The sequence below is a fragment of the Ferdinandcohnia sp. FSL W7-1320 genome (genome assembly GCF_038050315.1).
Taxonomy (GTDB): domain Bacteria; phylum Bacillota; class Bacilli; order Bacillales; family Bacillaceae_L; genus Ferdinandcohnia; species Ferdinandcohnia aciditolerans.
Window position 1 is genome coordinate 5368134 of the sequence record NZ_JBBPAM010000001.1, and the last position, 12637, is coordinate 5380770.

Annotated in this window: 9 protein-coding genes; 6 read left to right on the forward strand and 3 right to left on the reverse strand. The window is 36.6% G+C overall.

All coding sequences use genetic code 11. The features are described 5' to 3' along the window. The first annotated feature begins 158 nt into the window (after nucleotides 1-158). Together NST91_RS25605 and NST91_RS25610 are read left to right on the forward strand one after the other, a co-directional pair. Nucleotides 159-1787, forward strand: coding sequence for a peptide ABC transporter substrate-binding protein (locus NST91_RS25605; protein WP_341333411.1), 1629 nt, complete (start codon nucleotides 159-161; stop codon nucleotides 1785-1787). 445 nt (nucleotides 1788-2232) lie between these two features. Continuing rightward, nucleotides 2233-3087: a manganese catalase family protein gene (locus NST91_RS25610; protein WP_341333412.1), complete on the forward strand. Its 855-nt coding sequence runs from the start codon at nucleotides 2233-2235 to the stop codon at nucleotides 3085-3087. A gap of 100 nt (nucleotides 3088-3187) precedes the next feature. Here NST91_RS25610 and NST91_RS25615 read toward each other — a convergent pair whose 3' ends face one another. Then, nucleotides 3188-4756, reverse strand: coding sequence for an IS1182 family transposase (locus NST91_RS25615; protein WP_341331490.1), 1569 nt, complete (start codon nucleotides 4754-4756; stop codon nucleotides 3188-3190). Nucleotides 4757-5169: 413 nt separating this feature from the next. Between NST91_RS25615 and NST91_RS25620 the strand changes: the two genes are divergently transcribed. The 3 genes from NST91_RS25620 to NST91_RS25630 all read left to right on the forward strand — a co-directional run bounded on the left by NST91_RS25620 (nucleotide 5170) and on the right by NST91_RS25630 (nucleotide 9110). After that, nucleotides 5170-6060 (forward strand): hypothetical protein, encoded by an 891-nt coding sequence (locus tag NST91_RS25620; RefSeq protein WP_341333413.1) that lies wholly within the window; start codon nucleotides 5170-5172, stop codon nucleotides 6058-6060. A gap of 152 nt (nucleotides 6061-6212) precedes the next feature. Continuing rightward, the gene (locus NST91_RS25625; protein ID WP_341333414.1) at nucleotides 6213-7121 is read left to right on the forward strand and encodes a nuclease-related domain-containing protein; all 909 of its coding nucleotides are present in this window, start codon (nucleotides 6213-6215) and stop codon (nucleotides 7119-7121) included. A 1509-nt stretch (nucleotides 7122-8630) separates the two neighbouring features. Next, the gene (locus NST91_RS25630; RefSeq protein WP_341333415.1) at nucleotides 8631-9110 is read left to right on the forward strand and encodes a PAS domain-containing protein; all 480 of its coding nucleotides are present in this window, start codon (nucleotides 8631-8633) and stop codon (nucleotides 9108-9110) included. Nucleotides 9111-9281: 171 nt separating this feature from the next. Here NST91_RS25630 and NST91_RS25635 read toward each other — a convergent pair whose 3' ends face one another. Beyond that, nucleotides 9282-10052 (reverse strand): class I SAM-dependent methyltransferase, encoded by a 771-nt coding sequence (locus NST91_RS25635; protein WP_341333416.1) that lies wholly within the window; start codon nucleotides 10050-10052, stop codon nucleotides 9282-9284. 134 nt (nucleotides 10053-10186) lie between these two features. Next, complete coding sequence (locus tag NST91_RS25640; RefSeq protein WP_341333417.1) at nucleotides 10187-11845, reverse strand: PAS domain-containing sensor histidine kinase; 1659 nt, start codon at nucleotides 11843-11845, stop codon at nucleotides 10187-10189. A 297-nt stretch (nucleotides 11846-12142) separates the two neighbouring features. Between NST91_RS25640 and NST91_RS25645 the strand changes: the two genes are divergently transcribed. Further along, nucleotides 12143-12592: a YdeI/OmpD-associated family protein gene (locus NST91_RS25645; RefSeq protein WP_341333418.1), complete on the forward strand. Its 450-nt coding sequence runs from the start codon at nucleotides 12143-12145 to the stop codon at nucleotides 12590-12592. Nucleotides 12593-12637 lie beyond the last annotated feature (45 nt).

Sequence of the window (12637 nt, forward strand, 5' to 3'; positions counted from 1 at the left end):
AACTAGGTAATTTCCAAAGCAGAAAACCGATTTTCGGTAAAATTGATGGATTTTAGTATCTATTTTAGGTAAATGGTTATTATTCATTGAGTCTACTACTTCTATCTAGTAATACGACGATATGATTGAATAAAAATTGAAACAAAGGGGAGAAAATCATGAAGAAAAAATGGCTAATGTTATTATCGATAGTAATGGTAGCTTCGTCCATTCTTGCCGCATGCAGTAGTAATTCTACTGGAAATGAATCAGATGGAAAAAGTTCCGCAGATGTAAAACAGGAAATGGTAGTTAATATCAAAACTGAGCCACCTGCGATTGACCCAGCAATGGCAACTGATGTTCCTTCTGGATGGGTATTAGATCATATTTTTGAAGGCTTATATACCCGTGATAAGGATGGAAATCCAGTCCTAGGTGTTGCTGAAGATGTAAAGGTTTCTGATGATGGGAAAACATACACTTTCACTCTACGTGAGGATGCAAAATGGTCTGATGGCTCACAAGTAACTGCGCAAGACTTTGAATATGCGTGGGAGCGTGTGCTGAATCCTGAAACAGGAAGTTCTTTTGCATTTTACTTGTATTACATAAAAGGTGCAGAAGAGTATAACAAAGGGAATGGAACAGTCGAAGACGTTGGTATAAAAGCAGTTGATGACCGTACATTCGAAGTTGAACTAACAAGCCCTCTTGGTTATTTTGATAGTTTGTTAACATTATGGACATTCTATCCTGTTAAAAAGGACCTTGTTGAATCGAACAAAAACTGGGCAGCTGAAGCTGAAGGCTATATTAGTAATGGTCCATTTAAAATGACTGAATGGCAACATGATAGCCAAGTAGTTATTGAGAAAAACAAAGAGTATTATGCACAAGACGTTGTAAATCTAGAAAAAGTCACATTCAAAATGGTTGGAGAAGCAACAACATTCTACCAAATGTTCAAAACTAAAGAACTTGATTTAGTTATGACATTACCTACTGATTCAATTGATGCTGAAAGAAATAATCCAGAGTATAAGGAAGTCCCTTACTATGGAACTTACATGTATATGTTTAACGTCGAGAAAGAACCTTTTAATAATGCAAAAGTACGTAGAGCATTTGCAATGGGAATTGACCGAGATGCGTTAACAAAGAATATTACAAAAGCAGGAGAAACTCCAGCATACGCAATGGTACCAACTGGAGCAGAAACGCCAGACGGTGAATTCCGTGAAACTGGTGGGGACTATTTTGAAGAAAACTATGAAGAAGCTAAAAAGCTTTTAGCTGAAGGTATGGCTGAAGAAGGCTGGACAGAACTACCGGAAGTAACGTTGCTCTATAACACAGATGAGAATCACAAAAAGACTGCTGAGGCAGTTCAAGAAATGTTGAAAAAGAACCTTGGGGTAGATATTAAGCTTGGTAACCAAGAGTGGGGTACTTACTTAGACACAACTAAGCAACATAACTATCAAATGGCGCGTATGGGTTGGATTGGAATATTCGTAGATCCAGTTGTTAACCTAGACTACTATTTAGGGGATAGCCCGAATAACCGTACTGGATGGGTAAATGAAGAGTTCGATAGCGTAATGGCACAAGCCAAGGTTGAACAAGATAGTAAGAAACGTTTTGACCTTCTTCACGACGCTGAAGAAATTCTTATGACAGACATGCCGTTTATGCCGGTGTATTTCTATACAAATAACTACCTTGTATCAGAAAAATTTGAAGATATTGCATACTATGTAAACCGTTATCCTACATTAAAGTGGGCTAAGAAGGTTTCTGAATAATGTAATTGGCAGAGAGAGTTTATAAATACTCTTCTCTGCTTTTTTTTGAAACAAAAACAAAGATCCCCTTTTATATTCGCTTTTCTTCTTTTAATACATCCTTAAATACACTTTTTTATCCTAGTGGGTTCCATGCTAATCTTTTTCATTCATTTATGCCAATTTGTGCCGTTAAAGCTTTGCGATATGAGCAGTCTAAGCCATTGCATCTAATAGGTCACTTACTGCAATGGTCCGTGCTTCTTTAGGAATTGCCTTTTGGGGGGCAAACCAGGTGAATGTAGCCCTATTGAATTGTTTTTCTGTTTTTTTAATCAACAGATAAAGTCTATTATTAATCTTTCATGATTACCTCCTCCTTTCATATTTCGTAAATTAGAATATTATCTATAAATTAAACAAACATTAACTTCGTAATAACAAGGAATATGTTAGGAGGTAAATCATGTACTTTTATAGAGAAGATTTGATTAATATTATTGTTCCAGACAAACCTGATCCCGCTGCAGCCAAAGTACTTCAAGAAACACTTGGTGGTAGGTTTGGAGAAATGAGAACAATGATGCAGTTCTTTTTCCAAAGTTCAAATTTCCGGGGAAACCAAAAACAGTACCGCGACCTAATTAGAGGTGTTTTCCTAGAGGAAATAAGCCATGTGGAACTTGTTCAAACGACGATTAATCAATTATTAAATGGCTCTGGAGAAGAAGCCGTTGGATCCGGTGGTAGTACAGGGGCCCCTTTAGAGGAGGCAATCAAACATGCAAATCCGCATCACTTTATAATGGGGGCACAAAGCTCGCTTCCTGTTGATGCTGCAGGTAATCCCTGGAATGGAAACTATGTTTATAGCCATGGAAACTTGATTAGTGATTTACTCGATAATGTCGTTTTGGAATCAACAGGTGTACTCCAAAAGACAAGAATATATGAAATGAGTTCGAATAAAACTTTTAGAGAAACATTAGCTTTCTTAATTGTACGTGATAATGCTCATCAAAATGCATTTGCTAAGGCTCTAGAAACTCTAGGTGTAGATTGGGCAAAAATTTTCCCAGTACCAAATTATGATATTAACAAATATCCAGAATGTAGAAAGTATGTAGAAATGGGCTTCCATAATGCACAATTTAACTTTAGATTAGATGAAACATTAATCGGACAAATTTTCCAAGGTGAGTCCCCAAGTAGAAATGACGGTACTCTCTCAGTAGTTCCACCACCAGATGGCTACCCAGTACCTGTTCTACCTGAGATGCCTAATGAACATAGCCCTGGAATACAAGACTTAAACAGATAAAGAGGCTGGGACATAACTAGCTTCGAATAGTGATAAAGGAGAATTTGAGTGAACTCAAGTTCTCCTTTATCTATTTTTTGCTATTAATTTTCACACAATCTTATCTGTTGGCCGTGAATTTTCTTAAATTCACGGCCATTAATGCAAGGCCCATTTCATTCTCAACCTTCGATTTTCCACGTACAGAAAATCGAGTGAAATGCAAATTAGCCTTCAAGAATCCAAAAACTGGTTCTACATCAATCTTACGTTGACGATAGATGGCACCTGTTTTTTCTTCTGAAAGCTTCGCTCTCACATATTCTTTTTGATGTTCCCACTTCTCGTTCACCATTAACTTTCGATTATTACCTTCTTTAGCTTTTGTACAGGATGAACGGAATGGGCAGTCAGAACAGTCTTCGCATTCATATACTTTAAATCCCCGTTTAAAGCCTGTTCTATCCGTACGTTCAGATTGATATTTAAATGGAAGATGTCTGTGATTTGGACAAGTGTATGTATCCGTTTCTTCATCGTACTGCCAGTTGTCTGGGTTAAACTCATTTTGTTTATGTTTTTTCTTTTGTTCTTTCAGATACATATTATAGGTAATTAGAGCTTCTCGTTTACGCTTAGAAAGGATATCATCATAATTTTGTTCACTTCCGTAACCTGCATCTGCCACAATATGTTTCGGTAATTCGAAATAATATTTCTCGATTTGATCTAGAAATGGAATTAAAGTACGTGTATCTGTTGGATTTGAAAATAAACTATAGGCAAGCGCGTATTGACCTTCTGTTGCGATTTGTACATTATAACCAGCTTTCAATTGACCATTTTTCATATAATCCTCTTTCATTCGCATGAAAGTTGCATCATGGTCTGTTTTTGAATAACTATTACGTGTGCCAAAGATTTCAAAATCTCGTTGATATTTCTGAATCCGTATAATATAATCAGTCAGCTGCTTATGCACTTGCTTCGGATATTTTCGTTCACTTCTTAGTGCTTTTCTTTCTTCTACGCTCGATGATGTTTCAATTTTTTGGTCATATTCCGTAATGACTTCATTTACTTTTTCAACCATTTGGTCGAGTTCTTTAAGTGTTAATTGTTCATCATTGTCTCGTTCAATTTCAGGTAGGATTTCTTTTTCAAGTAATTCGTTGTACAGTTGATTTGATTTTTCAATTAAGTTCTTGTGGTATTTCTCAATCGCCTTTTTCCACACGAATGTAAATTTGTTCGCATTCGCCTCTATTTTTGTACCATCAATGAAAATGGCTTCTTGATTGATTAATTTCTCCTGTACTAGATGGCAACGGAATTGCACGAAACATTGTCGAATCAGTTCTATTGCTTCGGGGTGAACACGGAAACGATTAATGGTGCGATAACTCGGTTCATAACCTTGGGAAAGCCACATCATACGGATACTATCTTTTAAAAGCGCCTCGATTTTACGTCCAGAAAAGACAGACTGCGAATACGCACATAAGATAATTTTTAACATCATGCGTGGATGATAAGCAGGGCAACCTTCATTTCGAAGAAATGGTTCAAGTGCTTCAGCTGGAATACTTTCAACTAAGTTATGTACATGGAAGGCAATATCATTCTCTTGTAATTTTACTTCTAAATTTAAAGGCAAAATTAATTGATTCATGTTATAATCTTTAAACATAAGGACACTTCTTTCTGTTTGGATTTGGTGTGGTAACTTAATTTTAACAAAGAATGTCCTTATTTTTTATTTAAAAATAATCAAAGCCTGTGAAATTTTACTCATGGTAAAATTCCACAGGCTTTTTCATTTCAGAGGAGGGTTTTGTCCCAGCCTCTTTTCTGTTTATGGTAAAGTTCCACACCAACCTCCTCCCCACTATTTCTTAACTCGATACCTTGATTCTCATTAAATACCTCTGTCCATACTATATTCACCATGCATATAGTTAAATGTAATTTTTTGTAAATAATTATTGCGAAAGAAATTCTTACTCATTACAATGAAAGAGTAATGGGGCATGACCTATATCATTGTTTCTTCATTTTAAAAACTTAATAAACTAAAATTTTGAAAGTGAGTTGATTCTTTTTATGTCTAACCGATTTAAATCCAAATATTTTCGGAACAAAAATGGCCCGCAAGTAAGTGTTAGAACATACGAATTTGCAAACCCTGCAGAACGTCAGCAATTGTTGAGAGATTTAGCTTTTAGTTCTGAATTTGAGATGAGGTATCGTGGTCTCTTTGAATATTATGGAAAAGACTTTATTTCCTACAAGAAAGAAAAACCCTCTGATAAAAAACGCAATGAGTTTCTTCGTGTCATTTCAAATTTCATGACCAACTATTTAGATGATGATTGTCCACCCTCTTGGAAACAATGTTCGTCCTCCTTTTGGGAAGTCCTCATTTATTCCTTTTATCCTGACCACATCAAACTTTCACCTAACGAACAAGACGTAGAAGATTTCCTTTACCAATTAAAAAAATTCGTCCGTTGGCTAGACAAGCGTAATGGCACGTCATGGTATCCAGCAGTCGAGCAATACTCATCAGAAGCTTTTCCTGAATTAAAAATCTGTGAACGAATAATAAACCGGATTTTTTTAATAGACTTCCCTCGAATTCATCATGATGACTGGAATCTTGATCAAGATATAGACCGACTAAAGCAGAAATTTAACCAATTTACTAATCAAGTTGATAGTTCGTTTAAAGTAACAAGCATTATTGGAGAAAGAGTTGTTTTGACAGAAACAAAAACGAATTGTACCTATTACGTCAAAGGTCTCCCCTATGAGATCATTTCACCTGGCATTAAAATGAGCGGAATTATTTGCAATAAAAACGGAGATCAAACGTGGCACTGGTATCACACTCATGGGATTTATCCGTCTAAAGGAGAAAGACTTGAATATCCTGTCTCGATAAAACATGAAGGTCTGAAAACCAACGATGGAGTGAATTTTTTCAAGAAGTAAGATTTGTGCCTGTCGCTCCAGTTATGAGTTGACAGGTTCTGATTCTCTAAAATTAAATGCAGGCTAGAATCCACTTTTATATATATAAAATAAAATTCGTATGTTTACTTTTTTATAAAAAAAGACTTATGGATTTTGAAAGGCTGTGGCTTATGATACTTAAGGAAAGAGCAGAATCTGAAGAGTTACTGAAAATGCGATCTTTAAACACGCGGATGGAGTTAACACAAGAAGAAAAATTTCATTTTTTCAACCTAGAAAAGGGTTATGAAGGTGAGACCAAATTTGATCAGAAGGCAGAAAGTCTTCAAGAAGAAAGATATATTATCAATGACTTGATGCTAAAAATCAACAATTCCTATTTTCAAATTGATTCAACATTTATTTCACAGGAAGGAATTCGACTCTTAGATGTGAAAAATTTTGAAGGTGACTTCTGCATAGAAAAGGATAGATTTTACGCAATTAAGACCGGTCGCGAATATAAGAATCCAATCGAACAATTAAACAAATGTACTTCACAATTCCGTCAACTACTCCGGGACCTTAAGCTCAATTACCTCGTTGAAGCCTTTGTTATTTTTATTAACCCCGAGTTCACTTTATACAACACGCAAATAGACTACCCTATTATTCTTCCCAATCAGGTTGACCGTTTTTTTAGAAATATAAATAATACACCATCTAAGTTGAATGAGGGGCATGAAAAATTGGCTAAACAATTAATTTCATTACATCAAACTAAAAATCCATATTCAAAGGTACCAAACTACCAATATGAACATCTAAAAAAGAAAGTTTATTGTAAATACTGTAGTTCCTTTCAAGTTACATTACGAAACCATACATTTATTTGTGATAAGTGTGAAGGCCATGAAACCATAGAAGATGCCATTCTACGGAATGTTAAGGAATTTCAGTTGCTATTTCCTGAACGGAAGATTACGACTTCGAATATTTTTGAATGGTGCAATGTTGATTTAACCAAGAGGACATTTTGCAGGGTATTAAATAAAAACTTTAAAGCAGTTGGAAAGACAAGTGATTCCTATTATATATAATTTTTGTTCTTATAAAGACCCTATTTCTTTGGACACAACCTTGCTTTTTCGACGACTTCCTGTCCGAAGTTAGCACGACTTCGGACACAACCGCACCTTTTCTGCGACTCTTTGTCCGAAGTTAGAACGGCTTCGGACACTTTCCTGCTTTTCCAGTGACTCCTTGTCTGAAGTTGACTCGGCTTCGGACACAACCGCACCTTTTCTGCGACTCCTTGTCTGAAGTTAGCACGACTTCGGACACAACCGCACCTTTTCTGCGACTCTTTGTCCGAAGTTAGAACGGCTTCGGACATACCCCCGCTTTTCCGTCTCTACTTTGTCCGAAGTTAGCACGGCTTCGGACATACCCCCGCTTTTCCGTCTCTACTTTGTCCGAAGTTAGCACGGCTTCGGACATACCCCCGCTTTTCCGACTCTTCCTTGTCCGAAGTTAGAACGACTTCAGACACTTTCCTGCTTTTCCGCTTCTTCCCTGTCCGAAGTTAGAACGACTTCATACACTTTCCTGCCTTTTCTGCGACTCCTTGTCCGAAGTTGACACGACTTCAGACACTTTCCTGCTTTTCCGACTCTTCCTTGTCTGAAGTTAGCACGACTTCAGACACTTTCCTGCTTTTCCGACTCTTCCTTGTCCGAAGTTAGAACGACTTCAGACACTTTCCTGCTTTTCCGCTTCTTCCTTGTCCGAAGTTAGCACGACTTCAGACACTTTCCCACCCTTCCGACTCTTCCTTGTCCAAAGTTAGAACGACTTCAGACACTTTCCTGCTTTTCCGCTTCTTCCCTGTCCGAAGTTTGCACGACTTCAGACACTTTCCTGCTTTTCCGACTCTTCCTTGTCCGAAGTTGACACGACTTCGGACACTATCCCGCTTTTCTGCCTCTTCCTTGTCCGAAGTTAGCACGACTTCGGACACAATCGCACCCTTTCTGCGACTCCTTGTCCGAAGTTAGCATGACTTCAGACACTATCCCGCTTTTCCGACTCTTCTTTGTCCGAAGTTGACACGACTTCAGACACTATCCTGCTTTTCCGCTTCTTCCCTGTCCGAAGTTAGCACGACTTCAGACACTTTCCTGCTTTTCCGACTCTTCCTTGTCCGAAGTTGACACGACTTCGGACACTATCCCGCTTTTCTGCCTCTTCCTTGTCCGAAGTTAGCACGACTTCGGACACAATCGCACCCTTTCTGCGACTCCTTGTCCGAAGTTAGCACAGCTTCACACACCCCCACCTTTCCGCCTCTTCCTTGTCCGAAGTTAGCATGACTTCAGACACTATCCCACTTTTCCGCCTCTTTCTAATAAGAGCTTTCAATCCCTCTATATCAAGGAATAATCAAAAGCATCTTCTGTGAGATGAATCACATTACGCTATCTATAATAATGCTATATTAATATTGAGGTTAGATAATAAGCACTCAGAAGTGTCCGATTTTTTCCTCACTAATTCTTAGATTATTTTATTCTTCTCATCAACAGAGATTATTTATAGGAGGTTTTTCTATGTCTGCTGAAAAATTGTCTGAATTAATAAGTCCTGAAGCTGTCATTAATTTTGAAACTGGTGCGATTAAAGCAAGCACTTTGGATTCAATTATTAATCTTTTACCATTTGAAATGGGTTTTTGCGATGCGGACGATATTTTCCGCTGGTATTCAAATAACCCTGACCGGGTGCATCGTCGTCGTAAAGAGGCGATTGGCCGCCATGTGCTTGAGCTTCATCCGAAAGTCGCTCACCACGTTGAGAAATTATTGAATGATTTCAGATCCGGAACGCGCGATGAATGGGAATTTTGGTTCCCTAAACGTTCAGGTGAAGAAACTGGTCAAATCTATCAAAAATTCATGGCAGTACGTGATGAAAATGGCAAATATCTTGGATGCATGGATGTAACCGTTAATATTGACCTTTTCCAAGGAAAAGAAGGTAAACATACCCCAGAAACTATTGACGAATTTATCGTCGTCAAGCCTGAGTAAATAATTTCAGAAACTACTGAAAAACACATTGAATCCCCAGTTCAATGTGTTTTTTTGGTACAAATTTACCGCTCCTATTATACTTAAAACACTATTAAGGCCATGCCACAGACCTCAGTAAACAGCACCATGTTTTGGTATTTATAAATTTACAAGTAAATTTATTTACAGTTACTTCCGTCCATCGAAAATCATTGCATTTCCTAAAACCTTTTTACCCAATAAGAGCTTAGGCAATTTAATTTCTTCAGCAAGTTTGGAACTATTCAATTCGGATATGCCATGTTTCTTTATGTTATTTATGAGCTCTTTTTCATCACCAAATATATTTTCATCCATAAATAAATCTAAGAAAACAAATACGCCACCTGGTTTTAATACTCTTAATGCCTCTTTAATAACTTCAGTTTTATCTCTTCTATCTTTTACTTCATGAAATGTTAAACAACTTACAACTATATCAAATTCATCATCATTAAAAGGGAGTTCTGAAGCACTTGCTTTCAAAAAATGAATCCTCTCATTGACTCCTTCTATTTCAGCATTTTGTTGGCATTGGGCTTTCGAATATTCCCAATTCTCACCCCAATAATCAATTCCAGTTAAAACAGAATTAGGAAAGGTCTTTGCCAATTTAATAATCAATGAGCCGTTTCCCGTACCAATATCAAGTATTTTTCCTTCTCCATCCCAAATCACTTTGGCAACGATTAGATCATGAATTTTTGACTGATAATTACCCCCAAATGTTGCAAATTGATAAACAGAATAAGAAAGTAAAAATGCTATATAAATAAAAGGCAACGATAAGAACCCTGACAGAACTCGAAGATATAAATTAATAGGTAATAATGTAACTATAAGGAGGATGACTGAAATAACCAAGAATATCAGTAGCTTACGAATTCGTATCCAAGTTTGATATTTAGCTCTTGCTTTCAAGTTATCAGCCGCCTCATAATCTATTTTTTGTCCGAGAGATGAATTACACCACTTCTACTTCGCAACAACACCCATTGTTTCATAGCTTCATTTTTCTCACTAAAAGCTGGCGAGTACGGTTCAAGATTAATACCTTATACTTGTTGAAGAGAAGGAGTAATAGGTAAGTTAATATTAATGGTGGTACCCTTGTTTATCTGACTAGATATATTCATCGTTCCACCATGATTTTCAATAATTCGAAAGCTTACCATTAATCCTAATCCTGTGCCATTTTCTTTTGTCGAGAAGAAGGGTTCTCCTAAATTAGGAATTTTCTCCTCTTCTATCCCTATTCCTTCATCTATAATTTGGATATTGACCATCTCATTATTTTCAACCTGTACGATTACATGAATGCTTCCGCCTTGAGGCATTGCTTCAATCGCATTTTTTACAATATTAATAAATACTTGCTTTAATTGATTTTGTTCACACTGTATGCATGGTATTTCTTTATCAAATTCAAGTTGGAATTGTATATTTTTTAATAATGCCTGTGGCATCAGTAATGAAATACTACTCTGTAATAGCTGTTTAATATCTATATACTCATACTTTGTTGCTTGTGGTTTTGAAAGAATAAGAAATTCACTGACTATAAGGTTAATCCGATCTAACTCGGTTAACATAACATCTACATACTGTTTATCAATGTTCGACTTATATAATTGAACAAACCCTTTAAGTGTTGTTAATGGATTTCTAATTTCATGAGCTACTCCTGCAGCTAGTTGACCGACAACTGATAATTTATCAGACCTTCTTATCATTTCCTCAGTTAATATGGCTTCTGTCATATCTTTTGCAATTTCATAAATACCAATTAGCTGATTATCGATAATAATTGGAATCATTCTTAAATTAACGACTCTTTCACTGCCATCCTCATGAATCATCGATACCGTACATTCCTGTTGTGTTCCTTCATTTACATATTGAAAATATTTCCTGTGCAAATCTATGTATTTTGGAACAAAGACAGCTTCCCACTCCTTTTCTTTGAGACTCTCAATAGAGTAACCTAATAGTTCCTCTGCAGCTTCGTTAGCCTCAATTAATTTCCCCTCTAAATTAAATGTAAAAATGGCATCGGAATTATGAACAAATAATGACTTAAACCGTTGTTCGGTTTCTTCCAAACGTTTTTCTAATAGTTTATGATTTTGTTCTTGGCTAAATTTAAGTAATTCTTCTACTTTTTTACGCTTATCAATATCAATATCAATTCCATTCAACTTTACAAGTGTTCCATGCGAGTCCAATATGGGCGTAACACGCTTTTGAATCCACTTTAATTCACCATTTGGGAGATGAATTCGATATTCACCTAATCCACTTTCCCCGTTGTAGACTTTTCGCTCTATTTCTTTTACAATGTCCATGTCTTCGTTATAAATATGTTCTTTCCATAAATTCGGGTTTTTTCTAAATTCATGAGCTTCATATCCATATAACTCACTAATTTTCTTTGATACCATCGTGTGGTTCGTTCGAAGATTAATTGAATAAATCACAGCATCAACACTATCAAAAAGTTCGACGATTTCTTTATCCTTTCTCTCCAATTCCTTAGCATAATATTTCGCTTTATCAACTTGTAAACCAACCCACCACACAGGGAATATAGAAATGAATGTCAAAATCCATTCAATGGGTGGCAAATACCCTAGTGATAAATAAACATTTATTTTAAAAATTGTTGTGGTAATAATCAAAATAGAAATTGATAATATTCTCCATCTATACTTCATTCCCTAAACTCCTTAATTTCCAACTATTATGGTCTAATGACCACTTTTGCACTCTAAATTCTTTCGTAATAGTACAGTACATATATTACCATAGTACTTTTTACTATTTCTTATTAAATTTTGGAAACAAGTTGGAAAAGAAGGATAACATACCCTTGAAACGATTGAGGAATTTATAGCTACAATCTTCGACCGCTCATACATTGTAAAACCGGAAGTTCTTTCTCCGGTGTTAAAGAGTTTCTAATAGATTAATGGGTAACAATAAAAATTGATAATTAAAGGGAGGAATTTTTTATGAGATTTCGAGCAACTATCCAACTAAGCAGAAAAACCGCAACAGGTATTCCAGTTCCGGAGGATGTTGTAGCAAGCCTCGGGTCTAGCAAGAAACCGGCAGTAATCGTTACAATCGGAGAATACAGCTACAATAGTACGATTGGTTCAATGGGGGGACAATTCATGATTCCACTCAGTGCAGAGCATCGGAAAGGTGCTGGTGTCGGAGCAGGTGACGAAGTTGATGTTGACATTGAACTAGACACTAAGCCTCGGGAACTTGTTGTGCCTGCAGATTTCTCAGAAGCACTTGAGCAAGAGACTGAAGCAAAACACTTTTTCGACGGTTTATCCTACAGCAACAAACGGAGATTTGTTCTTTCGATTGAGGGTGCTAAGACAGCTGAGACTCGCCAGCGTCGGATTGAGAAAGCAGTCAATACATTAAAAGAAGGTCGGACACAGTAATCAAATCATGCTTAATAATAGCACATTCAAAGGGACTGATTTGAC